This window comes from Spirosoma pulveris (assembly GCF_054781875.1).
Genome location: NZ_BAAGTO010000001.1, coordinates 40,335 through 65,227 on the forward strand (window position 1 = coordinate 40,335; position 24,893 = coordinate 65,227).

The following is a 24,893-nucleotide window of genomic DNA, read 5'->3' on the forward strand; positions in this document are numbered from 1 at the left end:
TAGCTAAATGGTTGTTGAGGGCATAAAAAAACGACTGCTCTGATAATCAGAGCAGTCGTTTCCAGATTTAAGGCCGTTGTTTACTCGTAAATGCTTCCGGCAGTTTGTTCCACCAGGCCTTTGGGGAGTAACCAGGCCATGAATTTTCCGGCTTTATTCAACAGTCCCGTTACAACTTCGGTCTTACCGGCCAGTGTGGCCTTTACAGCCTGCCGGGCAACCTCCTCGGGTGTCATATTTACTTTTTCGGCGGCTTTTCGACCTTTGTCGCCAATCTGTGCCCGGTCAACAAAGTTAGTATCGGTGGAGCCTGGACAGACACAGGTCACCGAAACCGACGTACGTCTTAGCTCCTGGTGGAGCCCACGGCTAAATTGAAGAACGAAGGATTTAGATGCTGAATAGAGACTTAACTTCGGCACCGCCTGATAAGCCGCTGAACTGCCAATATTAAGGATATATGCTTTAGGCTGTTGTTTAAGCTGCGGAAGGAACAGGTAGCTCAGTTCAATGAGTGCCGTCATGTTGACATTCATCATGTTGATGTGCTCAGCAAGGGCGTGTTTCTCAAAGGGGCCACTAAGACCGTAACCCGCATTGTTGACGAGCATATAAACAGGGTACTGTTTTTGGCTACACCAGTCGAAAACCTGCTGGGCGGCACCCGTTTCGGCCAGATCAACGGCCAGGTAATCGGTTTTGATTCCGTGTTCGTTCGCTAACTGACCTGCCACCTGCTGCAACAGCGATTCGGATCGGGCGATGAGCAGCAGATCAACTTTTTGTCGGGCCAGTTCCCGGGCAATAGCCAGGCCAATGCCCTTGCTGGCTCCTGTAATTAAGGCGTAGGCCATAAGATATTAATTTATAGGTGGTAAAGCAGTAAGTGGCTGACGCATGTTGTGAAAACGCGTCAGCCACTTACTGCTTTACCACCTATTACCTGTTAAATGTTTACTTTAGAGATAAACCGGTGGTAGAATGGGGTCTTGCTGTTTTCGTGTTTCGGCATGTACTTGCCCGTTACAACGGGAACGTACATCACCCGCCGACGGCTGGCTTCGCCCACAAAAGGCGACTGCTGAGCCCGGTGCCAAAGCCGCCCATCGTGAACCGATAGGTCGCCCGCATTTATATCGAAACCGATTTCCTGCTTATCAGGATCGTTATCGACAAAATACTTTTTGCGGAACAGCATCTTGAAGAGGCCCTGCTTGTGCGTACCCGGAATTACCCGTAATCCACCGTTCTCGTAGGGAGTTGGATTCAGGTGAATGCCTACGTTCAGCATCGGCATGATCCGCTGACCCAGGAAAATATCGCGGGGGCTATCTGTATGCCAGCCCATCTGCGAAAACTTACTGTTAGGTGTCCGAACATAGTGGTTCAGGATCAGGCCATCCTTTTCGATTTCGGCGATGCGACCTTCGTAAGGTTGGAGCAGGTCAACAACAGCTTGCAGACGTGGGTCCTGCAAAAATTCATGAAGGACATTGCTGTGCTGTGACAAAAAGCACATCCGCTGAATCATTGGGTTTCCCGCTTCGTCCTGCCCGAATTTAAGGGGCACACCATTAACTTTATCACGCCCTTCGGCCAGCCATTCTTTCTCTATTCGTTCAACCTCGCTGATGAATAACTTAACGGTTTCGGGGTGAATAAAATTACGAAATACGATGACGCCATTTTTGTTGAAAAACTGGCGTTGTTCGGGGGTAATCGTTTCGCCCAATGTAAAGGGCGGCAAGTTTAATTTGCTCATATCGGTGGTTTACAATTCGGAGGTTCCATCCTTGATGCCGACCGGCGACCGCGCTCTAACTGGAGGAGCGCAAGTTTAACGGTTTATTAAAGGCTCAAATCTACGAAATTTACAATTTTAGGATTACTTTGCCGCAATTTAATTAATGTGACTTTAATAAACGGTCATTCTAGTTCTAGTGCATAGTTTACTATATAAAAGGTCGATTTTGCTGTTAATCAGCCTGTTGCTAGTAGGTTCGGTACCGTTATTCGGCCAGTCGGATAGTTTAAAGTTGCCTCATGAACCCGTACCAAATCAACTCATAAAAACCAGAAATGCCCTACTTCTACCCTTGATTGCCCGCTCTATCGAAACAGATTGGTCAATTGGGTTAGCTGGGTCTTTCACGTTTCGATTCAATCGGCACGATACGATTACCCGAACATCCAATGCGCAGATGCTTGCCCTGTACTCTTTGCGGAAACAATTTATCGCGGCCATCAATGGGACAACCTATTTCCCCGGCGAACGGGTCATCCTAAATTACCAGTTGTCTTACAGCCATTTTCCCGATAAGTTTTGGGGGCTTGGTAAACACGCGCCGGATCGGCAGGAAGAAGCCTACACCTTTCAACAGTACTACGTTTACCTGCATGCACAACGCAAACTCAGAGAGCGGATCTTTGTCGGTATACTGTATGAATACCAGCGTTTACTGGATGTCGACTATCAACCTGGCGGACTTTTCGACCAGTTGGCAGTGCCCGGTCGAGACCCATACCATGTGTCTGGTGGTGGGTTAAGTATTACCTACGATTCCCGGAATAATGCCTTTGCGCCGGATAAGGGAGGTTTTCTGCAAATTTATTTCAATACCTTTTCGCCGGTCCTGGGCTCAGATTTCCGCTACACCAATTACGTGATTGACTTCCGGCGATTTATTCAGCTTTACCGGCAGCAGGTGCTAGCCATTCAGGCCTACGGCTTTTTTAACGCGGGCGATGTTCCCTTACGGAGTCTAGCGAGTTTTGGCGGTTCCAACAGCATGAGAGGGTTCTACGACGGCCGTTACCGAAGTAAAAACCAGGTCGTGGTCCAGGCAGAATACCGGATTCCACTGATCTGGCGAATTGGGGCCGTAGGGTTTGCCGGGATCGGTAACGTGGGTAATGAGTTGAGCGATCTGAATTTTCAGGCCTTAAACTACTCCTATGGCGGAGGACTACGGCTGGCGCTTAACCGGAAAGAACGACTCAACCTCCGCGTCGATTATGGTTGGGGAATCGGACAAAGTCGTTCTCACGGACTGTATTTTCAATTAGGCGAAGCGTTCTGATCGTCATTCCTTTCGGTATCAAGCGTATTCCAGCCGCTCAAGGCGAACTTCTTGCCGAGCCAGTATAATGGGTAGGTAAAGACAAATGCACCCAGTACATCAATAGTGTAATGAACGTGCTGCACAAGCAGCAAACTACCGACGATAAGGGTGCCGATCAGGGCAAACAGACGGTCCCACCGTCGGCGTAAACACAGGAACATCAGGAAGATGGTGGAGGTGTGGCCTGAATAAAACAAATCCTTGGTGATGAACGTCTTGCCGTAAAAGGCATTACTCAGCGGGTCAATCAACGGAATAAGCCCTACCGGCGGATCGAGCGGTACCAGGTTGATGCTAATCATTCTGGACAAACTAACAATCAGGTAGCCATAAATAAACAGCATGAAAATGGCCGGGCTGCGTCGGGCACGGATAACTAGTAACAAAGCCGTTGCCCAGATTGATAAAAAGATACCAAGAGATACATCCTGGGCCGGCAGCTGGTCAAGAACCCAGTCGTTCAAGACCGGGCCCGAATGTTGTTGGATCGTTTGGAAAAAATACGGAAATGTGAGCAGCAAAATCAGGATGAGAATGACGCCCAGGATGAACTTCCTGCGAAATGCCGGGAATTGCCAGGCTTTTTGCCAGACAAAATCGCCGATTGGATTGGGTGTAAGAATTGACATGTAAACCTGTAAAAGGCCGCAAATTTACGAAGTAGAAAGAAAAATTATCGTTTATCTTCTAATCGAACTCAACTCGTCGATAATAGTTAACCGGACGGTAGGCTTTAAACGTAGAAAATCGGGCTTAGGCTGGTGGAAAAGCTGTTCGGTAACTTATAGAGCACTGCCGCAGTATTTACAGTAAACCGCATCGGGGTCATGGCCCTGTCGCCCGCAATTGGGACAAGCCTGAGTTGAAATGTCATGCTTTTTGTTGGCCGCTGTCAGACTAACCGCCACAATTCCGGTTGGCACCGCAATGATTACGTACCCGAGCAGCATGATCAGGGTAGCAATGAACTTACCCATGGCTGTGCTGGGTACAATATCACCATAGCCAACGGTAGTTATTGTGATCACTGCCCAGTAGATGCTCAAAGGAATGCTTTCGAATCCGTTGGAGTGCCCCTCTACTACATACATCATGGAACCAAGCGTAATAACCAGGGTAAAAATTGCTACGAAGAAGACAGTGATCTTGGCGCGGCTTTCCCGCAACGAATAGGCGAGGATAGAAGCCGCAGAGGTGTATTCGCCCAATTTCAGAATTCGGAAAATACGCAGCAGCCGAAGAATACGGACAGCCGCCAGCTCATGCGCGCCAAACAGAAACAATCCGAGGTAACTCGGTAAAATAGCCAACAGGTCCACGAGTCCGAAAAAGCTGCTCATATACCGCAGTGGCTTGCGGATACTGATGATTCGGAGTAAATATTCGATGGTAAACAGTCCCGTAAAAAGCCATTCAATTTTATCGAAGTACTGCCCATACGAGCGGGCCAATGACGGTATGCTCTCCAGAATAACCGCGAGTACACTCAGCATGATCAGGAAAAGCAGGGAAATGTCGAAAGCCCGACCAGCCCAGGTGTCGGCCTCGAAGATTATTTCGTGCAGCCGGTGCCGAAAACGTTGCCATCCGGATTCCATATTACTGGTTTCGTTTTAAGCTTACACCATTAACAATCGCCAGATGCCCGAAATCAGCAGCAGAACCAGCCCAACGGGCGTCAGCACTTTCCAGCATAAATACATCATTTGATCGACCCGAACGCGGGGGAATGTCCAGCGCACCCACATTTGCAGCAGCACGGCAAAAAATACTTTGGAAAGCAACCAGAATCCACCCGTCAGATTGCCCCAGAGTGTACCGGGTGCTCCGCTTGTCCAGTCGGCCAGCCTAACCGGGCCGATGTTGGGCAGGGGCGTGTTCCAGCTTCCCAGAAACAGGACGGCTCCCAGAAAAGAGACCAGCAGCATCATAGCGTACTCGGACAGGTAGAGCAACGCAAAGCGCATCCCCGAATATTCGGTATGAAAGCCGGCTACGATTTCAGATTCGCCTTCGGGCAGATCAAACGGAGCCCGATTACTTTCGGCCAGTGTACAAATGAAGAATATGACGTAAGCAATGAGTAAAAACGGGTTCCGGAGGATGTTCCAGGAGAAAATGCCGCCCCAGCCGGTAATATCGACCCCCAACGCTTTTAAGCCAAAAAGGTAATTTGTTTCGTGGGTGTAAATACCCTGCTGAAAACTCAGGGTCTGTAAATTAAGGGTCTGACATATCATGACCACACACAGAATCGTGAGCCCGAGCGGAATTTCGTAGGAGATGATCTGGGCCACCGACCGCATGGCGCCGAATAACGAGTACTTGTTGTTTGAGCCCCAGCCCGCCATCAGGATACCAACCACATCGAAGGAAACAATGGCCATCAGGTAAAAAACCCCAACGGAAGCCCCCGAACCCTGTAAATCTGGTGTAAGGGGTAGCACCGCAAAGCCTGCAAAGACTGAAGCGAAAATAATGGCCGGAGCCAGCAGAAAAAGCCGACGGTCGGCCGCTGTGGGTACTATATCCTCTTTTTGAAGGAGTTTCAGTAAGTCGGCAAAAAGCTGAAGCAGTCCCCATTTTCCCGTTTCCATCGGACCGAGACGGTCCTGCATGAATGCAGAAACCTTACGTTCCGTATAAACACCAACGACCACAAAGCCAGAAGCCAGCGCGAGAAAAATGGGGAGTGCAAGCATAATGTAGTGCCGGGCCTCTGACCCGGATCGGTTAAAGTGGTTTCACTACCGGGCGGGAGGCCCGGCACTACCCTAAAATTCAGCTGTTTTCGGAGCACGCGGGAAGGGAATCACATCGCGGATGTTGCCCATGCCCGTTACGAACAATACCAGCCGCTCAAAGCCGAGGCCAAAGCCGGCGTGGGGTGCCGACCCGAACCGGCGGGTATCCAGGTACCACCACAGCGCTTCTGGTTCAATACCAACTTCCTGCATTCGGGTGGTGAGTTTGTCGAGATCATCTTCACGTTGTGAACCGCCAATGATTTCGCCGATACCGGGAAAGAGAACGTCCATGGCCCGAACCGTTTTACCATCCGGGTCCTGCTTCATGTAAAACGCCTTTATTTCGCGGGGGTAGTTGGTCAGGATTACCGGTTTCTTAAAGTGTTTTTCCACCAGATACCGCTCATGCTCCGACTGTAGATCGACGCCCCAGCTTACTTCATACTGGAACTGTCCTTTCTTCGCTGGTTTGGAGTTCACCAGAATGTCGATGGCTTCGGTATACGTCAGCCGAACGAATTCGTTGCTGATGACAAACTGAAGTTTTTCCAGTAAACCTAATTCACTTTGTTCCTCTTTCTTTTTGGTTTTCTCTTCGTCTTTCAGCCGTGTGTCCAGAAAGGCAAGGTCATCGGCGCAATGCTGCAGCGCGTACCGAATCACGGTTTTGACAAAATCCTCGGCCAGATTCATGTTGTCTTCCAGTTCGAAGAAGGCCATTTCGGGCTCAATCATCCAGAACTCGGCGAGGTGGCGGGTGGTGTTGGAATTTTCGGCCCGGAACGTGGGGCCAAATGTATATATCTTACCCAGCGCCAGTGCGCCCAGTTCGCCCTCCAACTGGCCTGATACGGTAAGGTTGGTTTCGCGGCCAAAGAAATCCTGGCTATAATCAACTTTACCCTCTTCGGTTAAAGGTGGTTTTATGGCATCGAGAGTCGTAACCCGGAACATTTCCCCGGCACCTTCGGCATCGGAAGCCGTAATGATGGGAGTGTTCAGGTAGTAGAACCCGTTGTCGTTGAAGTATTTGTGAACGGCAAAGGCCAGCGCATGCCGGATGCGTAAAATTGCACTGAATGTGTTAGTGCGTGGCCGAAGGTGGGCAATTTCGCGCAGAAACTCCAGCGAGTGCCGTTTGGGCTGCAGCGGATATTTATCCGGATCGGCAGCGCCATAAATAGTCACGTCAGCAATTTTTACTTCAACCGCCTGCCCGGCCCCCTGCGATTCCACCAATTGACCCGTAACGGCCAGACAAGCACCGGTCGTAATCAGTTTCAGTGTTTCTTCGGGCAGTTGACCGGCTTCGGCCACTGCCTGAATTGTATGGATAGTGGAGCCATCGTTAAGCGCAATAAAGACCGCGTTTTTACTTTCCCGCTTGGTGCGTACCCAGCCCTTAACGGTCACTTCTGTGCCAGTTTGGGCGTTTTTTAATAACTGTTGAATGGATTGATAACTCATACTAAAACAGCGACCGGATAGTGATTGTGGGCGCAAAAGTACGGATTGTCACGCGAAACGCCCAGAAATAGATTCGTACACCTGTAAAGTTGGGCAGACCAGATCTGGAACGTTTGTGCGTCAATAGGAGCCATCGACTTTTACTTCATTTTTGTATGCATACATATTAAATAAAACGGTATTTGGGAAACTTGTTGGCCGTGGGCTAGTTAGCTGCTCAGTAGCCTATTATTTTTGCGTCCTACCTTTCTCTGAATATGCCAATTACACTTTTTATCGTTCGACATGCAAAAGCCGAAGATCGGACCATGTTCATGTCTGATCATGAGCGTCAACTAACATCTGAAGGAATCATGGCAGCCGCCCGTATGGGCCGTTACCTTCATGGGAAGTCCATTACCCCCGATGTACTGATCAGCAGTACCGCCCCCCGCGCCAAAGACACGGCCAATGTGATTGCTGAGCAGATCGGGTACGACCCGACAACGATTCAGTTAAACGACCTGTTATTCGACGGCGGGCCCAAAGCGTATCTGGCCGCCATCAATGCATTACCAAACGACCTGAAATCGGCAATGATCGTGGGGCACAATCCCGATGTGTCGTACCTGGTTGAGTTTTTAACGCATCAGAACATCGGCTCGATGAGCAAAGGAGCTGTTGTGGCCATTACCTTTGATGACGTGAACTGGGCCGAAGTCTCGGGTCGGACAGGCAGCGTGGCGTTTGAAATTGCCCCCCGGCGACTTCCTCAGGAATAACTGATGTCATCCTGTAGCTGTAGATTCTGCATTACCCAAATAACCAGAAGCTTGGTATGAACCGAAACCGTAAGATTTTTGTCACCGTTTTTATTCTTTTTACGTCTATTGTCATTCTAATTGCCATCGACATGGGCCGTCGGACTACGGCACCCTGGAACAAACGCCGGGAAGTTGAACGAGCATTACCTACGGCAAAAGATGGTGTAGCGACCGATACATTGGCTATTGATACTTTACTGACACCATAGTCCCTATGCTCAATCTTGCGGCTGTCCATCACATTGCCCTCATCTGCTCGGATTACGAAACCTCGAAACGATTTTATACGGATATACTTGGGCTGTCGATCGTCGGCGAATACTTCCGGGCTGAGCGAAATTCGTACAAACTCGATCTGGCTCTCAACGGCCAGTACATTATTGAGTTATTTTCATTTCCAGACCCGCCCAAACGCCCGTCCCGTCCCGAAGCGCTGGGACTTCGCCATTTGGCCTTTTCTGTCCCGGACCTCGATGCGGCTATCGCACACCTGAACAGAAATGGTGTAGAAACCGAGCCTGTTCGGGTAGATGCCCATACCGGAAAGCGATTTACGTTCTTTGCCGATCCGGACAATTTGCCATTAGAGTTTTACGAACTGTAGAGACGCAACCCTTTGCGTCTCTTTCTCACAACGGTGGCTTTCGCACGAGGAGACGCAAAGGGTTGCGTCTCTACGCAGCTAATACCTTTGTTAATACCCGAACCAGTGCGTCCCCATCCTCGGGCGTGTTGTAGACATGCGGGGCAATGCGGAGTGCTTTGGCTCTGGCTGATACAGATACCTTTTCTGCTTGTAATGCCTGCTGAACGGCCATCGAATCGGTGTGCTCGGGTAGCCAGAGGCCAACCAGATGGTGGCTTCGTCCCTGAGTTCCGTGAAGCGGTTCTACCTGGCAACCAAGTTGTTCAAGTGCTGGCCAGACATGCTGCATGAGTTCGCTGGTGTACACCTGAATTCGCTCTGGCTGCCAGTCGAGAAGTTGCTCCAGAGAGGCTTCGAGCATGGGCATTTGAATAAAATTCGTGTGTTCGCCTACGTTATACCGATATGCTTTGGGTCGGTAAACGGGCTGGTAATCCATCAGTTTATGAAACTGATTGCTGTCGAGTCGATTCATCCAGCCTTCTTCCAGGGGTACGCCCTCATCGAAGGCTGGGCCAAAATAAGCCAGACCAAGAGAGTAGGGACCCATCAGCCATTTATACCCTGCACAAACAACGGCATCGGGCTGGACTGCCGTCAGATCAAACGGCAATGCGCCGATGGCCTGCGTACCATCAACCGCTAACCAGGCACCCATTTCGCGCGCCCGTTGCCCAATGGCTTCCAGGTCGAAACAGATACCATACATCCAGTGAACAGGTGGCGCAATAACCAGTGCGGTGTCGCTGTCAATCGCGTCAAGCAGGCGTTCGTTCCAGCGTGGCCCTCGGGGAAATTCCTCAGGCATAAGCACCGTTTTGATTGTCAGGCCAACTTCCGCACATACACGATCCCAGGCGTATACATCGCTGGGAAACTCACCGCCAACAAGCACAATGTGCTGGCCGGCCCTGATGCCGGGCTTCTGGGCTAAATTTCTGGCTACCACGGCCATGCCATACGAAACAGATGGAACCACCGCAATGCGATCCGGATCGGGATTGTTAATCAGTTGCGAGAATAAGCTTCGGACACGAATGGCAGCGCTGAAAAAGTCGTCGGGACGCAGGCCAAAAGGATTGCTGTCGCGGTGAACCGCGTCGTGGCCTGCCTGCCCAACCACCTGGCTGAGGGGAGAGCGAGTGGCACAGTTCAGGTAGTGAATACCGTCTGTAAGGGAAAATTTATCTTTTTGGGAAGTTAATTGTGACGCGGCAGTTAGCATAGGGAGACTGATCGGTTAAGTTATTCTGGCACGGGGTTTGTAAATACGACGATGAAATGTATAAACGGTTTCTTTTATGAATACCCTATTGGGCATTGGTTCACGCATTCAGCACGATGAGTTCGGCAACGGAGTCGTTATCAATCTAAAATCGAATGGGTACATCGTCACCTTCCTCGAACAGGGGGTGAAGATACTTAAATTCGACACACCCCTGACCATCGTTGAGGCTATAGAGCCGGATAGCGATCTGGTAAGCTTATTCGATGTTGAGCAGTCATTGGGGCGCATTCTTCAGCGCTGGGCAGACCAGACAGAAGTTGTTCCGTTGGGCGATAAATGGAAAGGAGGCAAGCTTATTCTTAAACCCGGCCGAGCCGATTTGTCCTCGAAAGAAATGCCGATTGATGCCTTTTTCCATAAAATCGTGATGGTGCGCGACCGCCTTCGGGTTTTGGAACAACGCGTCAATGCCAGTACTATCGACGATGAGGAAAAGGTAAACATTCAGCAGTATATCACCCGAATGTACGGTAGCCTGACCTCGTTTAACGTCTTGTTCAAGCACGCGCATCAGCATTTTGTTGGCGAAAAAGCATCTGTCGAAGCCTGATTTACCGCTGCACCCGTTGTCCCTTTGCCCTTGGATGATACTCTTTCAGAGTTTGCTGTAAATAATCCCGATCCAGGTGGGTGTAGATTTCGGTCGTTGTAATGGATTCATGACCAAGCATTTGCTGGACAGCCCGCAAATCGGCGCCCCCTTCGATGAGGTGCGTAGCGAACGAATGCCGGAAAGTGTGAGGACTGATCGTCTTTTTAATGCCGACTTCAGAGGCCAGTTTTTTTATAGTTGTAAAGACCGAAATGCGCGAGAGCTGCTTGCCGCGCAGATTGAGGAAAATTGTATCCTCATCGCCCTTCTGTACTTCCAGCTTTTGCCGAACGTGTTCCACATAAATACGGGTGTAATGCATGGCATCCTCGCCGATTGGCACCAGTCGTACTTTATCCCCTTTGCCCAAAACACGCACAAAACCTTCGGTAAAAAAACAGTTTGTCAGGCGGAGGTTTAGCAGTTCAGACACACGCAGTCCCGAACTATACAGGACTTCCAGCATGGCGCGGTCGCGGGTGCCGCCGGGCGTCGAGAGGTCAATGGCGGCCAGTATATCTTCTATTTCAGGAAAACTCAGGGTGTCGGGAAGCTTTCGGCCCAGTTTAGGCGATTCCAACAGCTGAGTAGGGTCACGCTGGATTAATCCTTCCAGTAGCAGGTACTTGAAAAACGATTTTATACCCGACAGCATCCGGGCCTGGCTATGCGCCGATAGACCCAACTCCCCCAGATACTTCAGAAAGTTCATCAATTCCTTCTCTGTAACCTGTATTGGCGTCTGAGCGGGGTCGGTCAGGAGTATGTATTCGTATAATTTTTCGGCATCATGCAGATAAGCCTCCACCGAATTTTCGGCCAGCGACCGCTCGAGTTTGAGGTAGTTCTTAAAGGCGTTTATATAACTTTGCCACATAGGAGTGAATGAATAATGGTTGAGTAGTTTTTTATTCCTCTGGTCCATTAAACATTATTCATTGACCATCATACATTATATGAAACAACTGTTAATCATTAACGGCCCCAATCTCAACCTGTTGGGCAAGCGCGAACCGACAATATACGGAAATCGCTCCTTCGTGGAGTATCTGGAAACGCTCGAAGCCATGTTTCCCGACGTGCAACTTCGGTATTTTCAGTCGAATCACGAAGGCGAACTGATTGATAAAATTCACGAACTGGGCTTCGACGTCGATGGAATTGTTATCAATGCCGGCGCCTATACCCACACTTCCATTGCCATTGCCGATGCCCTGTCGGCTGTGACGGCACCGGCTGTAGAGGTGCATATTTCCAACGTTCACGCCCGCGAGTCATTCCGGCACCACAGCTATTTATCGGCAAAATGCAAAGGCGTCGTCGTTGGTCTGGGCCTGATGGGATACGAGATGGCGGTGCGGTACTTAGTGATGTCTAATGTATGATGTAGGCTATATTTTTCGTAAATCATACATCATACATCATAATGATCACTTTCTACCCCGGTCCGTCGAAAGTTTACCCGCAGGTAGCCGATTATGCGGCTGATGCGGTGCACCAGGGCATTGTAAGCCTCAATCATCGCAGTGCCGGGTTCATGGATATTGTGAAAGATACCGTCAGTCTGCTGCACGAAAAACTCGACATTCCGACCGATTACCATATCGCCCTGGTATCATCGGCCACGGAATGCTGGGAAATTGTGGCTCAGTCGCTCACGGTCGTATCCAGCCTGCACCCTTACAATGGCGCCTTTGGTAAAAAATGGGCAGAGTACGCCTACAAGATAAAACCTCCGGTCAGTTTGAGCGACGCCGATGTACTGTGTATTGTGCAGAATGAGACCTCCAATGGTACGCAGGTAACAATGGAGACGCTGGCCCAGTTTCGCCGGGACTTTTCTGCCCTGATTGCCGTCGATGCCGTTTCGTCCATGGCAGGTATTAAATTCGACTGGTCGCTGGCCGACGTCTGGTTTGCCTCCGTTCAGAAATGTTTTGGGCTGCCGGCTGGCTTGGCGGTGCTTGTATACTCTCCTGCGGCACTAAAACGGGCCGAAGAAATAGGGGAGAACGCCCATTACAATAGTCTCCTGTTTATTCACGAGAATTTCTCGAAATTTCAAACGCCATATACGCCTAACGGCTTGGGCATCTATATGCTGATGCGGGTGTTACAGCAACTACCGCCCATCGGTCTTGTGGATGAGATTACAAAAAGGCGGGCTGCCGACTGGTATACGTTCGTTGAGAAGGAGATGTCGTCAACCCCCTTCCGTCTGCTGATCAACGACCCCGCCACCCGATCCGACACCGTTATTGCGGTGCAGGGCCACGAGCAGGAAGTGGCTATCGTAAAGAAAGCGGCTCAGCAGAAGGGTATTACGTTGGGTAACGGCTACGGCGACTGGAAGAGCACAACCTTCCGAATTGCCAACTTCCCCGCCATTACGGACGAAGAGATTGGAACCTTAACGCAGTTTCTTCGGTCATACTAAGGCACGAACAGGCGCAGCGGCCAGAAAGCCGCTTATTGAGTAGATACCTAACAAACAGCCTGTTTTTGTCCTACCATGTTAAGTTTAAAAGAAATTGTTTCGGTTACGCTCATTCTCTTCTCCGTAATCGACGTTGTCGGGTCGTTGCCCGTAATCATAGACCTTCGCAAAAAAGCCGGTAAAATAGAATCGGAGCGGGCCACCTTTGCATCGGGTGTGTTAATGATCTCTTTTCTGTTTGTTGGGGAAAAGATTCTGAAATTATTCGGTGTCGATGTTCAATCGTTTGCTGTTGCGGGGGCGCTGATCATCTTTCTGATCGGTCTGGAAATGATCCTGGGGCGAACCATCTTTAAATCGGAAGAAACCAGTGGCGGGGCTACTCATATTGTTCCGATTGCTTTCCCACTGATTGCCGGAGCAGGAACCCTAACGACTATCATTTCATTACGGGCCGAGTACCAGACGCTCAACATTGTCATTGGGATTGTGCTCAATCTCGTGCTGATTTACGTGGTACTTAAATCATCGGGCTGGCTCGAAACCCGACTAGGATCGGGCGGGCTGGCGGTATTGCGCAAGATATTCGGAATTATTCTGCTGGCAATTGCCATCAAGCTCTTCAAAACAAACCTGATGCCTGGTTTGTAAGCACTGCTACTGCCTGATATGCAGGTATTTCGAAAAAGGGATTTGTAAGGAATATTACCATTTTATTCGTTGACACCTATATACTCATAGCAACTTTGAGTATATAGGTGTCATTTTTTTAGATAGCTGGTTAAAATTATAAACTGATAAAAAATGAAGCCAAATGTTGTAAAATACTGTACAGAACGAACTTTAATTATAATAATTCCTTAAAATCAGTAAGAAATACGGTATAAGGCACTAATGGCATTTATTTTTTATTGCAAACCCATACTATATTTGCTGAAAGTATTGTGACAAAACCCCTATTCAATTAATCCACTTGTACATCATGGCAAAGGCTAAGTTAGAATACATTTGGCTCGACGGCTACAAGCCCACCCAAAGCTTACGTTCCAAAACTAAAATTGAGGCTGATTTCTCGGGTAGCCTCGAAGATTGCCCAATGTGGTCGTTCGATGGTTCATCGACCGGACAGGCTGAGGGTGGTTCTTCGGACTGTCTGTTGAAGCCGGTATTTATCTGCCCTGATCCACAGCGTAAGAACGGTTATCTCGTGATGTGTGAAGTTCTCAATGCCGACGGTACGCCACACGTTTCGAATGGCCGTGCTACGATTGAGGATGATGATAACGATTTCTGGTTTGGCTTTGAGCAGGAGTACTTCCTGTGGGATATGGCTATTGACAAGCCACTTGGTTTCCCGGCCGAAGGGTTCCCAACTCGTCCGCAGGGACCCTATTATTGCTCGGTAGGCGCTCAGAATGCCTATGGTCGGAACATCATTGAAGAGCACCTGGATGTATGTCTGGAAGCTGGGTTAAATGTTGAGGGTATCAATGCTGAAGTAGCCACGGGTCAGTGGGAGTTCCAGATTTTTGCCAAAGGAGCTAAAGATGCCGGTGACCAGATTTGGGTAGCCCGTTATCTGCTGGAGCGTATCGGAGAGAAATACGGCATTTCAATCAACTGGCATTGTAAGCCACTGGGTGCTACCGACTGGAATGGTTCGGGTATGCACGCTAACTTCTCGAACACCGCTCTGCGCACATCGGGAAGCAAAGAGGTTTACGACAAAATTTGCCAGTCGTTCTCGCCTGCTGATGTGATCAAAGCACACATCGCCGTTTACGGTGCAGACAACGAACAGCGCCTGACGGGTAAACACGAAACCCAGTCGATCGATCAGTTCTCGTACGGTATCTCCGACCGGGGTGCTTCGATCCGTATCCCCATCGCTACGGTGGAGCGCGGCTGGAAAGGCTGGCTGGAAGATCGCCGGCCAAACTCGGCGGCTGATCCTTACAAAGTTGCCGCTGTGATCATCAAAACCGTTAAATCGGCTGACGTACTGGAAACAGCCTAGTCAGAATCCATATATATCAAAGCCCGACTGCGTACGTAGTCGGGCTTTTTTGTTAATGAGTTCATTCATAGGAGAAAAGGTAGGTAGTTGTCCTGATTAATTACCTGAAATGTGGAGCCGGGGTAATTGTCTATCCAGGAGGCTGGTACTTTGGCCGATTTTCTTGAGAACTTAAACTCAAATCCCGTCAGCTGGCCATTAGCTTCTTCAATATAATCGAGTTCAGCACCTGTGTAGGTGCGCCAAAAGTACGTATTGACAAAAAGCCCTTTGTAAGCGTTTCGTTTACGACGCTCGATGACCAGAAAATTTTCCCATAAAGCTCCTACATCTGTTCGTAATTCGAGTGGTTGGAAATTATCGATCAGTACATTACGGATACCTAGATCATAAAAATAAATCTTATCCATTTTGCTAACTTCTTTTCGAAGATTTCGACTGAAACCTGATAGACGAAAGACGACAAATGCCTTTTCCAGTAGATCGATATAGGTATTGACAGTGTCTTTGCTCATGCCGAGCGTTGTCCCTAATTCACTGGGTGATACTTCTGACCCCATTTGAAAAGAGAGCAGTTGCAATAGTTTACGAAGTTTATCGGCATGACGAATCGATGCCATCTCTAATATATCTTTATACAGATAGGCAGACGACAGCTCGCGTAGATATCGTACCTTATCTGTTGCGTTGGGTAGTTGAAGTGTATCGGGGTAAGACCCAAATTGAAGTAGCTCCTCCAACCGTTGCGTTAACGAGAAGGCATTTTGCTGGAGGTGCAGTTCGCCCAGTGAAATTGGAAAAAGCTCGTATGTCCACGTACGTCCAGTTAGGGGTTCTTTAGTTCGGTTGGCCAGTTCGAAGGACGAAGACCCAGTGGCAACAATTTTCAGATCGGGTAACCCATCGTGCAAAATCTTGAGATTAATCCCAACGTCGGGAATACGCTGGGCTTCGTCAATAAAAAGTAACTCATACCCTTCAACCAGCAATTTCATCCGAGTCAAATCCCGCGTCGATAAGACTGTCTGATACACTAACTCGTCGGCATTGACCATCAGTGATTTATATGGTAATTGGTTAATTAGATCACGAATCAGCGTTGTCTTGCCCACCTGTCGAGGGCCATAAAGAATAACGATTTTATTCGATTCAATAATTCGCTGACGGAGGCTATCAGCTAACAGACGTGGGATCATAGTTTATTTTAGCGTAAAAAGGACAAATCTATTAGCTAATTTAACGTTAAATTAGCTAATAGATTTATTTACGTTTATAAAAAGCGCGGCTGGAGCGGCTGTCTGGAAGATCGCCGGCCAAACTCGGCGGCTGATCCTTACAAAGTTGCCGCTGTGATTATCAAAACCGTTAAATCGGCTGACGTACTGGAGACAGCCTAGTCAGAATCCATATATACCAAAGCCCGACTGCGTACGTAGTCGGGCTTTTTTGTTCCTCCCATTGTAATCTGTTTATAAGGCGTGTATGTTTGGCTAAAATTTTGAACCTAAATCATAAAGCCTCTTCAATGTCGAATTTTCGTTTCAAGGCCCTTGAGGTTGCTCAGAGTCGCCATGCCGTACCGGTAGCCGCACCAACTGAGCGCGTCGGCGATTTTTTTGGAAGTTACACCTTTAACAGTGAAGTAATGCGGGCCTTGCTATCGCCCGAAGCGTACCTGAAAGTTACGGAAGCCATCAACACCAATGGTCAGATTGACCGGAATATTGCCGATGAAGTGGCAGGTGCCATGAAATCATGGGCCACGTCGAAAGGCGCAACACACTATACGCACTGGTTTCAGCCATTGACCGGCGAAACCGCCGAAAAACACGATGCTTTTTTTGACATCACGATGGAAGGGAAAGCCGTCGAAAAATTCAAAGGAAGTGCACTGGTGCAGCAGGAACCTGATGCGTCGTCGTTTCCCAATGGCGGTCTGCGTAACACCTTCGAAGCGCGGGGCTATACCGGCTGGGATCCTTCGTCGCCCGCTTTCCTGATGGATAATGGAGCCGGGGGGAAAACGCTCTGTATTCCATCCGTCTTTATTTCCTATACGGGTGAGGCACTGGATTACAAAACGCCATTGCTTAAAGCCCTGAATGCGCTCGATAAAGCTGCCACGGCCGTTTGCCAGTATTTCGACCGGAACATTACCAAAGTAACGCCAACGCTGGGACCTGAGCAGGAATATTTTGTCGTTGACCGAGCATTATTCTATGCTCGTCCGGATTTGGTATTGGCAGGCCGCACCGTATTCGGGCACGCGCCCGCCCGTGGGCAACAGTTGGAAGACCACTATTTCGGGTCGATCCCTCCGCGTGTCAATGCGTTCATGGTCGATTTTGAGTTCGAATCCATGAAGCTGGGTATGCCCGTTCGAACTCGGCACAATGAAGTGGCGCCGGGTCAATTTGAAGTAGCGCCAACGTTTGAAGAAGTCAACCTGGCCGTCGATCATAACGCGTTGTTGATGGACCTGATGGAGAAAATTGCTGCAAAGCATAACCTGAAGGTGCTTTTTCATGAGAAACCATTCGCGGGTGTCAACGGCTCGGGTAAGCATAATAACTGGTCGATGGGGACCAATACCGGCGTGAATCTGCTGGCTCCCAGCACCAAGCCAAAAGAAAGCCTGCGGTTTTTAACGTTCCTGGTCAATGTTGTCAAGGCCGTTCATGACAATGCCGATTTACTGCGGGCCAGTATTGCCTCGGCCGGGAATGAACATCGGCTCGGGGCAAATGAAGCACCGCCCGCCATCGTGTCCGTATTCCTGGGCGAAGCACTGACGCAGACCCTGAATGACCTGGAAACCAAGTCGGAAGTGACGGTCAACAAAGGTGATAATGTCTATTACAAACTGGGGCTGAATCGGATTCCAAGCTTGATGCGCGACAATACCGACCGGAACCGAACATCGCCGTTTGCCTTTACGGGTAACAAATTTGAGTTTCGTGCGGTGGGGAGTTCGGCTAATTCAGCGTCTACCATGACGGTTTTGAATGCGATTGTGGCCGATCAGCTCAATAAATTCAAATTTGATCTCGATGCCCGTCTGGCACGGGGTGAAAAGAAAGAACTGGCAATCGTCGACATCCTGAAAGAGTACTACGCCAACTCGAAGCGTATTTTGTTCGAAGGAAACGGGTACTCGGATGAGTGGGTTGAAGAAGCCGCCAGCCGGGGATTATCGAATATCAAATCATCGCCGGAAGCGTTGGGCGTGTTCGTACAGCCTGAATCATTGGCCCTGTTCGAGCGGACGGGTGTCATGAACCATGCCGAAGTGGAGTCGCGCTACGAAATTGAGCTGGAGAAATACATCAAAAATGTGCAGATCGAGTCGCGCGTAATGGGCGATCTGGCCATGAATCACGTAGTTTCAACCGCCTTGAAATACCAGAATAAGCTGGCTGAGACGGCCCGGAATTTGGTGGAATTGGGCATGAGTGCCGAAGCCGAGCCGATCAAGGATATCCTGCGCGAGATCTCGACCCGTGTTATCGAAATCAAAAAGGGCGTAGAGGCCATGATTGAGTCGCGGAAGAAAGCAAACAATGTTAATGATACCAGCGAACGCGCTAAACTCTACGCGACTGAAGTTAAAGACCATTTCGATCTGATTCGATATGAAGTGGACAAACTTGAAGAGGTTGTCGATGATGAAGACTGGCCGTTGGTGAAATACCGGGAACTGCTCTTCGTCAAGTAAATCAGGACTATTGAAGAGCTTACGGGGTTATGGGCTATATCTTCGGGCATAGCCTGTAACCCCGTATGAATAACAGGTCGAATTACCTTTCCCGTAAATAGTTACGTAATGAAAATTCCGCAGGGCCGTCCGTCGGTTCAGACAATGCTGGAGGAACTTACGGCCTTACCCCACCGGGGAGCCGCCACCTCTAATGAAGGCAAAGCCGCTGCGTTGTTGCAGGGATACCTTTCCGACATGGGTGCTGTAGTCCGAAAAGAGCCATTCGACACGCCTAAAACGTACGCTACCATTGTTTACTGGCTTATTGGGGGCATATTGACCGGGCTGGCGTTGATTCCGGTAACGGGCGTCGCGATCGGATTGGTCTGGTATTTTATCTGGCTGGGATGGCTCTATTTTAACTGGCGGTATTCGTTCATTACCCGCTTTCCGGTGCAGCACACAGCCCATAACGTAATTGGCCGGTGGCCGGCAAAAGGGCCTACTCCCCGGAAAGTTATCTTGATGGCGCATTATGATACCGCACCGATATCCCTGCTTTACGGACCCAAACAACAGGCTAACTTCCGGTTAGTACTCATCCTATCGTTATGGCTCATGCTGCTGGCCGGAGCCACTTCGTTGCTGGAAGTTGCCGGAATTGGGCTACCTTATATTATGTACCTGCGGTATGCGCTGATGGCTTACTTTGCCGTTCAGGCCATAGTGGGAACAGTCGGGTACTGGCGCAAAGGGTATTCCAATGGAGCCAGCGATAACGCGACGGGTGTTGCTGCCGCCCTCGCTACCGCCGATCAGCTCCGGCAGGCTAATTTGCCCGATATGAGCATTGAGGTCGTCTTAACGAGTGCTGAAGAAGTGGGTATGATTGGTGCGTATCAGTACGTGGAAGCACACCGGAAAACGTGGGACCGGACGCAGACTCTCGCCATAAACTTCGATACCCTCGGTGCCGGAACGCTCACCGTTGTGGAACAAACCGGTACTGCCGAACTGATCCGGTATGATAACGAGCCCACCCGGATTGCCCGTCAGTTACTCAAAACAGAAGCCTTCCGGGATCGGGCGCGGGTAGGGCAGTGGCACACCGCCGACTTCGATAGTGTCTGGTTTGTCCGAAACAGAATTCCCGTAATGGCACTGTGTGCATTGGATGAAAAGGAACAGATGCCTCGTATTCACCAGCCCAACGATACGCTGATCAATGTGGACTTGAGCCCTCTTCACACCGCTGTCGAACTAGCCGATGCCGTTGTTCGAACGTGGGCACGAGCCGATAAGAGCTAATCAATTGACCATTGCTGGACTGGTAAAATCAGCGGGGTGATTGTGCCGATTTCTTCATTTCATATTGTCGACCGTAGATATATCGTAACGATGCCCCAAACCCCCAACCGGTACCATTGGCAACGACCGTGGCCGTTTGTAAGGACGTTTTATTGACGGTATACGCCAGGTCGGAGCGGAGCGCATTGCCCAGGCCCCAGTATTTACGCGTATAAAACCCAAGTTCCAGTTGCGGAGATAAGCGGGCGGCATACTCAACACCCAACTCTGCAAGCCCTGTAATAGGTTTCGATACGGTTGTTGTGTTGGTCAGTCGGATCGTATCCGAGCGATTGCGTCCCCGGTACGTATAGCCGATCAGACTGAATTCGCCCATCTGGCCGCTGCCGTTGGGAACAAGCCAGGCGCCTGCGGTGAGCCAGAAACCAGTGCCGTTGGCAGCCCGTGATCCCAGGCCAATACGCCGTTTTATCCGGAATGGAATGCCGAATCCGGTATTCTGGTAGTTGAAAACCAGTGGGTTCGAGCCGTTTGCAACCCGAATATTCAGATGCGTTGGCGACTGAATATAACCGGTTTCTAAGGTCCACGCGTTCCGGTAGGTATACCCGAGGTAAACGCCCCAGTTTACTTTAGTCTGCGTGGGGGTGCTCACCAGTCCATCGATGGAGTTGCTCAGGATACTGCCATCACTCCGAAAGCCACCTTCAGCCCCGACATACCAGGTTTGGGTCTCGTCGAGCTGTTCGAGTAATTCGTGCCGTTTGTCAGCTTGCTTACGGGCTTTCGATACGTTCAGGTTCTGGTCGGGATCAGCCATGAGTACCCGCCGACGCACAACTGGCGGTGGGGCGTAATAACTTGTATCGATCACAACCTCCTGTGCCTGCGCCGACATGCAAAAGGCGACCAGAAAAGAAAGAAGCGAGATGTGTTTCATTCGTAATGATGGATTTGCAGGAAACTAAACAAAGTTATACTGACAGGTACGCAAATGGTACGATCGATGTTGCCGGTCCACTGAAATTCATTGGTATAGGGGAAGGGAGTGTATCTAAGAAAAAAAACTGCTAGAGGTACAAAATCAATAAGTTAGCGCAAATGGAATACTAAGCCGTAGGATTTTCAACCAGATGTCGTTTAAGGATATAAACTCGTCTTACATGAAAAAGATACTATTCATTCTCGTTATATCCTTACTAATTCTGCAAGGGTGTGCCAAGCTAAGTGAGCCGCTGGACGCATCCGTATCTGCTGGTTCGGCCCGACCCGAAATGGCCACGTATAACTATCTGGTTGAGCTACCGGCGCATATTCGACAAGCGCTGGTGGCAACGGACAATAGCCCGGCTGATAATCCAATTACGAATGAAGGAGCCGCCTTGGGACGGGTGCTTTTTTATGATAAGAATTTGTCGCTGAATCGGACGGTCAGCTGTGGTAGCTGTCACAAGCAAGCTACTGCTTTTGACGATGATGTTGCCTTGAGTAAAGGGTTTGCCAATGCCCGAACAACCCGCAATTCAATGTCATTGCTTAATATCCGTTTTTACAAATCGGGACGAATGTTCTGGGATGAGCGCGCGCCTACCGTCGAAAAACAAGCACTTCAGCCTATCCAGAATCCGCTGGAAATGGGCCTGACGCTGACCGAGCTCGAAAGCCGGGTCAAGTCGCTCACCTACTATCCGGATTTATTTCAGAAAGCGTTTGGCAGTCCGGCAATCGACTCGGTACGGATTGCGAAAGCGATAGCCCAATTTGAGCGATCTATCGTTTCCCATCAATCGAAATACGACAGGGTAAAACAGGGTTTAGAAACCTTCACGGCTGCTGAAGCGCGCGGAGAGCAGATTTTTCTGACCGCGCCCAATCCGGGTCCGGGTGGAGGGGGCGTTGCCTGTGCGGGCTGTCATACGCCCCCTATGTTCATCACATCGACACCCGCCGGGGGCTTTTCATTTCCGCTTCAATCGGGCATCAACGGGCAAAACCGCTTCAAAAGCGGGTCATTGCGGAATATTGCCACCCGAAAGTTTTTATTTCACACAGGCGCAATAGCCGACTTAAATGCCATGTTCAGTGGCCCACAGCCTGTACCTGCGCATGGCGTACCTCCTCAGGAGGCAGCTGCCATGATTGCGTTCCTGAATACACTTACCGACGCGGTCATCACCCAGGATCCTAAATATTCCGATCCGTTCCGCTAATGCCTATGGCTGTCCGTGCGCTCGGATAATGGCTTACCAACAGGAACTCGATATGGTTTCTGATTTAGAAATAGTAGCTTTGTCCCATGGCAAATTATAAGAATGATGGGTTCGACCCTGAGGAGATCAGTGCGCTCAAAGAAGAGTGCCTCCAGGAAGGCAAATCGTTTATCTATGTAGAAGATGACGATCTGGACGTACTGGAAGAAGGCGAATGCCGCCATATTCAGTTTCCCGGAAAATACCAGGGCCAGGAAGTTATTTTCGATACACTGGTTTACACGCTGCGGCTTCACCATAGCAGCTTAGTCTATGAGATGGCCGTTGAGGAAGTTCAGAAAACCTTCCCAACCTATGTGCCGCCCGAAGAGCGCAAACCCAATTATAAAATCACGCCTGAGCTGGAAGAGGAAGCCGAAACTGCCCTGACCGAAATCATCGGGGAAATTGAAGAGACAGAGACGGTTAAAGTGCAGGAACACGTTGAAGTTGATATGGAGTCCGATTATGGCATTGCGCTCGACGTGTGTCTGAATGTTGAAGAAATAACGGACGAAGTGATCGAAGATTTTATCGCTCATTTTCAGGCAAACACCCTTTCATTAGATACCACGCTGTATTCGTTTACCAGCGAAGAGGACGAAGAATAACGTACTAGCTAAGCATGAAGAGTGTAGAGTGAAGAACAGGAGCCTATTCCTGTATCCTTTATTCTACACTCTTCATGCTTAGCGCCAAACCACCAACTTATGCAACAGCCGGATTCACTTAACCAGGTGGCGGAGTTTCACCGCACCTTTCATGCCCCTATTTTAGAAACCCCACAAATTCCATCCGAAGCACGTAGTCAACTGCGGGTTTCATTGCTGGCTGAAGAACTGGATGAACTTCGTGAGGCCATTGCTGAAGGCGATATTGTCGCCGTAGCCGATGCCCTTTGCGATTTGCAGTATGTGCTGTCGGGCGCGGTTCTTGAATTTGGTCTGGGCGACTCATTCAAAACCTTATTCGACGAAGTACAACGGTCGAACATGAGCAAAGCCTGCCTGACCGTTGATGAAGCCGAAGCTACCGTAGCTCAGTACCAGGCCAAAGGGGTTCCCTGCCACTATATCGAATCGGATGGTAAGTACCTGGTTTACCGCGATGCCGACCGTAAAACACTCAAAAGCGTCAATTACTCGCCCGCCGATCTGGAAGGCATACTGCAAAACGTTCAGTAAGCGATTTGAACGCACGATGTCAATCCGTAACTGAAATACACTAAAGAATTGAATGGAAAACTATCAAGCTTCTGAAAGTCAGGCCGATGTAGTCGAACGCTTTCTGCGGTATGTGCAGATAGACACCCAGTCGGACCCGCAATCGACGACAAACCCGAGTACCGAAAAGCAAAAAGACCTGAGCCGGGTATTGGTGCAGGAACTGCTCGAGATGGGGATTACCGATGCCGAGATGGATGAATGGGGCTATGTGTACGCCACCATTCCGGCTAATTCTGAAAAGCCGACCATACCAACGATTTGCTTTTGCTCCCATGTCGATACCTCGCCCGATGTGACCGGTGCCGGGGTAAAACCCATCATTCACCGGCAGTGGAACGGCGACGATATCGTTCTGCCGGATGATCCAACCCAGCTTATCCGCGTAGCCGACCACCCCGATCTGGCCAATCAGCTCGGGAACGACATCATTACCGCCAGCGGTACAACCCTGCTGGGAGCAGATAACAAAGCCGGGCTGGCCGAAATCATGGCGGCCACTGCCTATTTACTGGCTCATCCGGACATAAAGCACGGCCGCATCCGGTTGCTGTTTACGCCCGATGAAGAAGTTGGACGCGGTACCGAAAAAGTGGATATAGCCAAACTCGGAGCCGATTTTGGCTACACCATCGATGGAGAATCGCTGGGCACGCTCGAAGACGAAACCTTCTCGGCCGATGCCGTAAAGATTACTATTCAGGGCGTTAGTACGCACCCCGGCTTTGCCAAAGGCAAACTCGAAAATGCCCTGAAAATTGCCGCCGATGTACTGGCTGTTTTACCGAAAAATGCCCTGTCGCCCGAAACGACGGAGGAGAAAGAAGGGTTCGTGCATCCCACGCGCCTGGAAGGCAATCAGGATAAAGCCGTTTTAGAGTTTATCATCCGAGATTTCACCGAAGTGGGTTTGCAGGAAAAGGAAACATACCTGCAAAATAAATTGAATGATGTGCTGGTCAATTATGCCGGCTCGTCGGCTCAGTTTGTTGTAAAAGAGCAGTACCGCAACATGAAAGATGTGCTGGATCAGCATCCCGCCGTTGTCGACAACGCACTCGAAGCCATTCAGCGGTCGGGGCTGTCGGCCAGACGGCGCAGCATACGGGGTGGTACGGATGGGTCCAGACTGTCGTTTATGGGCTTGCCCTGCCCGAACATTTTTGCTGGTGAACACGCCTTCCACTCACGGCAGGAGTGGGTATCGGTGCAGGATATGCAGAAAGCCGTTGAGGTGATTGTCAACGTAGCGCAGGTATGGGAAGAACGCAGCTAAGGCTGTTGCCATTCCCGTGCA

Annotated in this window: 25 protein-coding genes and 1 pseudogene; 16 read left to right on the forward strand and 10 right to left on the reverse strand. The window is 49.8% G+C overall.

Annotation, left to right across the window (positions count from 1 at the left end; translation table 11 throughout):
- Positions 1–80: 80 nt before the first annotated feature.
- Together ACYVJM_RS00140 and ACYVJM_RS00145 are read right to left on the reverse strand one after the other, a co-directional pair.
- The gene (locus ACYVJM_RS00140) at positions 81–854 is read right to left on the reverse strand and encodes an SDR family NAD(P)-dependent oxidoreductase (RefSeq protein ID WP_461146178.1); all 774 of its coding nucleotides are present in this window, start codon (positions 852–854) and stop codon (positions 81–83) included.
- A gap of 92 nt (positions 855–946) precedes the next feature.
- Positions 947–1,762 carry a phytanoyl-CoA dioxygenase family protein gene (locus ACYVJM_RS00145; RefSeq protein ID WP_461146179.1) on the reverse strand — a complete coding sequence of 272 codons (816 nt, stop codon included), beginning with the start codon at positions 1,760–1,762 and terminating at the stop codon, positions 947–949.
- Positions 1,763–2,096: 334 nt separating this feature from the next.
- Here ACYVJM_RS00145 and ACYVJM_RS00150 point away from each other — a divergent pair, with 334 nt between their 5' ends.
- Positions 2,097–3,080 carry a BamA/TamA family outer membrane protein gene (locus tag ACYVJM_RS00150; protein WP_461146180.1) on the forward strand — a complete coding sequence of 328 codons (984 nt, stop codon included), beginning with the start codon at positions 2,097–2,099 and terminating at the stop codon, positions 3,078–3,080.
- On the opposite strand, the gene ACYVJM_RS00155 is transcribed toward ACYVJM_RS00150, so the two are convergent.
- From ACYVJM_RS00155 to asnS, 4 genes are all read right to left on the reverse strand, one after another.
- A complete protein-coding gene (locus tag ACYVJM_RS00155; protein ID WP_461146181.1) occupies positions 3,059–3,751 on the reverse strand; it encodes a phosphatase PAP2-related protein in 693 nt (230 codons plus the stop codon). The genes ACYVJM_RS00150 and ACYVJM_RS00155 overlap by 22 nt on opposite strands.
- A 153-nt stretch (positions 3,752–3,904) precedes the next feature.
- Positions 3,905–4,720: an ion transporter gene (locus ACYVJM_RS00160; protein ID WP_461146182.1), complete on the reverse strand. Its 816-nt coding sequence runs from the start codon at positions 4,718–4,720 to the stop codon at positions 3,905–3,907.
- 21 nt (positions 4,721–4,741) lie between these two features.
- Positions 4,742–5,824, reverse strand: a complete 1,083-nt coding sequence (locus ACYVJM_RS00165; RefSeq protein ID WP_461146183.1) for a complex I subunit 1/NuoH family protein — start codon at positions 5,822–5,824, stop codon at positions 4,742–4,744.
- 72 nt (positions 5,825–5,896) lie between these two features.
- Complete coding sequence (gene asnS / locus ACYVJM_RS00170; RefSeq protein ID WP_461146184.1) at positions 5,897–7,336, reverse strand: asparagine--tRNA ligase; 1,440 nt, start codon at positions 7,334–7,336, stop codon at positions 5,897–5,899.
- A gap of 257 nt (positions 7,337–7,593) precedes the next feature.
- On the opposite strand from asnS, the gene ACYVJM_RS00175 reads away from it, so the two are divergent.
- Genes ACYVJM_RS00175 through ACYVJM_RS00185 form a run of 3 tightly spaced genes read left to right on the forward strand, consistent with a single transcriptional unit; the run spans position 7,594 to position 8,743 of the window.
- Positions 7,594–8,097 carry a SixA phosphatase family protein gene (locus ACYVJM_RS00175; RefSeq protein WP_461146185.1) on the forward strand — a complete coding sequence of 168 codons (504 nt, stop codon included), beginning with the start codon at positions 7,594–7,596 and terminating at the stop codon, positions 8,095–8,097.
- Between the two features lie 56 nt (positions 8,098–8,153).
- Positions 8,154–8,348 (forward strand): hypothetical protein, encoded by a 195-nt coding sequence (locus ACYVJM_RS00180; protein WP_461146186.1) that lies wholly within the window; start codon positions 8,154–8,156, stop codon positions 8,346–8,348.
- Positions 8,349–8,353: 5 nt separating this feature from the next.
- Entirely contained in the window at positions 8,354–8,743 is a 390-nt protein-coding gene (locus tag ACYVJM_RS00185; RefSeq protein WP_461146187.1) for a VOC family protein, read from the forward strand.
- Positions 8,744–8,813: 70 nt separating this feature from the next.
- Here ACYVJM_RS00185 and ACYVJM_RS00190 read toward each other — a convergent pair whose 3' ends face one another.
- Entirely contained in the window at positions 8,814–10,010 is a 1,197-nt protein-coding gene (locus ACYVJM_RS00190; RefSeq protein ID WP_461146188.1) for an aminotransferase class V-fold PLP-dependent enzyme, read from the reverse strand.
- Positions 10,011–10,086: 76 nt separating this feature from the next.
- Between ACYVJM_RS00190 and ACYVJM_RS00195 the strand changes: the two genes are divergently transcribed.
- A complete protein-coding gene (locus ACYVJM_RS00195; RefSeq protein ID WP_461146189.1) occupies positions 10,087–10,623 on the forward strand; it encodes a hypothetical protein in 537 nt (178 codons plus the stop codon).
- Position 10,624: 1 nt separating this feature from the next.
- On the opposite strand, the gene xerD is transcribed toward ACYVJM_RS00195, so the two are convergent.
- The gene (gene xerD / locus ACYVJM_RS00200) at positions 10,625–11,542 is read right to left on the reverse strand and encodes a site-specific tyrosine recombinase XerD (protein WP_461146190.1); all 918 of its coding nucleotides are present in this window, start codon (positions 11,540–11,542) and stop codon (positions 10,625–10,627) included.
- Positions 11,543–11,621: 79 nt separating this feature from the next.
- Here xerD and aroQ point away from each other — a divergent pair, with 79 nt between their 5' ends.
- From aroQ to ACYVJM_RS00220, 4 genes are all read left to right on the forward strand, one after another.
- On the forward strand, positions 11,622–12,050 hold the full coding sequence (aroQ, locus tag ACYVJM_RS00205; protein WP_461146191.1) for a type II 3-dehydroquinate dehydratase: 429 nt from the start codon (positions 11,622–11,624) through the stop codon (positions 12,048–12,050).
- A 41-nt stretch (positions 12,051–12,091) separates the two neighbouring features.
- Positions 12,092–13,102, forward strand: a complete 1,011-nt coding sequence (locus tag ACYVJM_RS00210; protein ID WP_461146192.1) for an aminotransferase class V-fold PLP-dependent enzyme — start codon at positions 12,092–12,094, stop codon at positions 13,100–13,102.
- A 75-nt stretch (positions 13,103–13,177) separates the two neighbouring features.
- Positions 13,178–13,753: a MarC family protein gene (locus ACYVJM_RS00215; RefSeq protein WP_461146193.1), complete on the forward strand. Its 576-nt coding sequence runs from the start codon at positions 13,178–13,180 to the stop codon at positions 13,751–13,753.
- A 331-nt stretch (positions 13,754–14,084) separates the two neighbouring features.
- On the forward strand, positions 14,085–15,119 hold the full coding sequence (locus tag ACYVJM_RS00220) for a glutamine synthetase beta-grasp domain-containing protein (protein ID WP_461146194.1): 1,035 nt from the start codon (positions 14,085–14,087) through the stop codon (positions 15,117–15,119).
- A gap of 65 nt (positions 15,120–15,184) precedes the next feature.
- On the opposite strand, the gene ACYVJM_RS00225 is transcribed toward ACYVJM_RS00220, so the two are convergent.
- Positions 15,185–16,315 carry an ATP-binding protein gene (locus ACYVJM_RS00225; protein ID WP_461146195.1) on the reverse strand — a complete coding sequence of 377 codons (1,131 nt, stop codon included), beginning with the start codon at positions 16,313–16,315 and terminating at the stop codon, positions 15,185–15,187.
- An 81-nt stretch (positions 16,316–16,396) separates the two neighbouring features.
- On the opposite strand from ACYVJM_RS00225, the pseudogene ACYVJM_RS00230 reads away from it, so the two are divergent.
- From ACYVJM_RS00230 to ACYVJM_RS00240, 3 genes and pseudogenes are all read left to right on the forward strand, one after another.
- Positions 16,397–16,516, forward strand: a pseudogene (locus tag ACYVJM_RS00230) (glutamine synthetase); the annotation flags it as partial.
- Between the two features lie 128 nt (positions 16,517–16,644).
- Complete coding sequence (locus tag ACYVJM_RS00235) at positions 16,645–18,834, forward strand: glutamine synthetase III family protein (protein ID WP_461146196.1); 2,190 nt, start codon at positions 16,645–16,647, stop codon at positions 18,832–18,834.
- Positions 18,835–18,942: 108 nt separating this feature from the next.
- Positions 18,943–20,124, forward strand: a complete 1,182-nt coding sequence (locus ACYVJM_RS00240; RefSeq protein ID WP_461146197.1) for a M28 family metallopeptidase — start codon at positions 18,943–18,945, stop codon at positions 20,122–20,124.
- Between the two features lie 28 nt (positions 20,125–20,152).
- Here ACYVJM_RS00240 and ACYVJM_RS00245 read toward each other — a convergent pair whose 3' ends face one another.
- Complete coding sequence (locus ACYVJM_RS00245; RefSeq protein ID WP_461146198.1) at positions 20,153–21,064, reverse strand: hypothetical protein; 912 nt, start codon at positions 21,062–21,064, stop codon at positions 20,153–20,155.
- A 223-nt stretch (positions 21,065–21,287) separates the two neighbouring features.
- On the opposite strand from ACYVJM_RS00245, the gene ACYVJM_RS00250 reads away from it, so the two are divergent.
- The 4 genes from ACYVJM_RS00250 (at position 21,288) to pepT (ending at position 24,872) form a co-directional block, all read left to right on the forward strand.
- The gene (locus tag ACYVJM_RS00250; RefSeq protein ID WP_461146199.1) at positions 21,288–22,334 is read left to right on the forward strand and encodes a cytochrome-c peroxidase; all 1,047 of its coding nucleotides are present in this window, start codon (positions 21,288–21,290) and stop codon (positions 22,332–22,334) included.
- Between the two features lie 86 nt (positions 22,335–22,420).
- Positions 22,421–22,984, forward strand: a complete 564-nt coding sequence (locus ACYVJM_RS00255; protein WP_461146200.1) for a hypothetical protein — start codon at positions 22,421–22,423, stop codon at positions 22,982–22,984.
- A gap of 99 nt (positions 22,985–23,083) precedes the next feature.
- Positions 23,084–23,557, forward strand: coding sequence for a pyrophosphohydrolase domain-containing protein (locus tag ACYVJM_RS00260; RefSeq protein ID WP_461146201.1), 474 nt, complete (start codon positions 23,084–23,086; stop codon positions 23,555–23,557).
- A gap of 52 nt (positions 23,558–23,609) precedes the next feature.
- Positions 23,610–24,872: a peptidase T gene (gene pepT / locus ACYVJM_RS00265; protein WP_461146202.1), complete on the forward strand. Its 1,263-nt coding sequence runs from the start codon at positions 23,610–23,612 to the stop codon at positions 24,870–24,872.
- Positions 24,873–24,893 lie beyond the last annotated feature (21 nt).

Coding starts and splice junctions, on each gene's coding strand:
- ACYVJM_RS00145 (WP_461146179.1), bottom strand. CDS start 1,762: ATGAGCAAATTAAACTTGCCGCCCTTTACATTGGGCGAAACGATTACC.
- ACYVJM_RS00240 (WP_461146197.1), top strand. CDS start 18,943: ATGAAAATTCCGCAGGGCCGTCCGTCGGTTCAGACAATGCTGGAGGAA.
- ACYVJM_RS00155 (WP_461146181.1), bottom strand. CDS start 3,751: ATGTCAATTCTTACACCCAATCCAATCGGCGATTTTGTCTGGCAAAAA.
- ACYVJM_RS00175 (WP_461146185.1), top strand. CDS start 7,594: ATGCCAATTACACTTTTTATCGTTCGACATGCAAAAGCCGAAGATCGG.
- ACYVJM_RS00160 (WP_461146182.1), bottom strand. CDS start 4,720: ATGGAATCCGGATGGCAACGTTTTCGGCACCGGCTGCACGAAATAATC.
- pepT (WP_461146202.1), top strand. CDS start 23,610: ATGGAAAACTATCAAGCTTCTGAAAGTCAGGCCGATGTAGTCGAACGC.
- ACYVJM_RS00260 (WP_461146201.1), top strand. CDS start 23,084: ATGCAACAGCCGGATTCACTTAACCAGGTGGCGGAGTTTCACCGCACC.
- asnS (WP_461146184.1), bottom strand. CDS start 7,336: ATGAGTTATCAATCCATTCAACAGTTATTAAAAAACGCCCAAACTGGC.
- ACYVJM_RS00165 (WP_461146183.1), bottom strand. CDS start 5,824: ATGCTTGCACTCCCCATTTTTCTCGCGCTGGCTTCTGGCTTTGTGGTC.
- ACYVJM_RS00220 (WP_461146194.1), top strand. CDS start 14,085: ATGGCAAAGGCTAAGTTAGAATACATTTGGCTCGACGGCTACAAGCCC.
- aroQ (WP_461146191.1), top strand. CDS start 11,622: ATGAAACAACTGTTAATCATTAACGGCCCCAATCTCAACCTGTTGGGC.
- ACYVJM_RS00255 (WP_461146200.1), top strand. CDS start 22,421: ATGGCAAATTATAAGAATGATGGGTTCGACCCTGAGGAGATCAGTGCG.
- ACYVJM_RS00245 (WP_461146198.1), bottom strand. CDS start 21,064: ATGAAACACATCTCGCTTCTTTCTTTTCTGGTCGCCTTTTGCATGTCG.
- ACYVJM_RS00195 (WP_461146189.1), top strand. CDS start 10,087: ATGAATACCCTATTGGGCATTGGTTCACGCATTCAGCACGATGAGTTC.
- ACYVJM_RS00215 (WP_461146193.1), top strand. CDS start 13,178: ATGTTAAGTTTAAAAGAAATTGTTTCGGTTACGCTCATTCTCTTCTCC.
- xerD (WP_461146190.1), bottom strand. CDS start 11,542: ATGTGGCAAAGTTATATAAACGCCTTTAAGAACTACCTCAAACTCGAG.
- ACYVJM_RS00140 (WP_461146178.1), bottom strand. CDS start 854: ATGGCCTACGCCTTAATTACAGGAGCCAGCAAGGGCATTGGCCTGGCT.
- ACYVJM_RS00210 (WP_461146192.1), top strand. CDS start 12,092: ATGATCACTTTCTACCCCGGTCCGTCGAAAGTTTACCCGCAGGTAGCC.
- ACYVJM_RS00190 (WP_461146188.1), bottom strand. CDS start 10,010: ATGCTAACTGCCGCGTCACAATTAACTTCCCAAAAAGATAAATTTTCC.
- ACYVJM_RS00185 (WP_461146187.1), top strand. CDS start 8,354: ATGCTCAATCTTGCGGCTGTCCATCACATTGCCCTCATCTGCTCGGAT.
- ACYVJM_RS00180 (WP_461146186.1), top strand. CDS start 8,154: ATGAACCGAAACCGTAAGATTTTTGTCACCGTTTTTATTCTTTTTACG.
- ACYVJM_RS00225 (WP_461146195.1), bottom strand. CDS start 16,315: ATGATCCCACGTCTGTTAGCTGATAGCCTCCGTCAGCGAATTATTGAA.
- ACYVJM_RS00250 (WP_461146199.1), top strand. CDS start 21,288: ATGAAAAAGATACTATTCATTCTCGTTATATCCTTACTAATTCTGCAA.
- ACYVJM_RS00235 (WP_461146196.1), top strand. CDS start 16,645: ATGTCGAATTTTCGTTTCAAGGCCCTTGAGGTTGCTCAGAGTCGCCAT.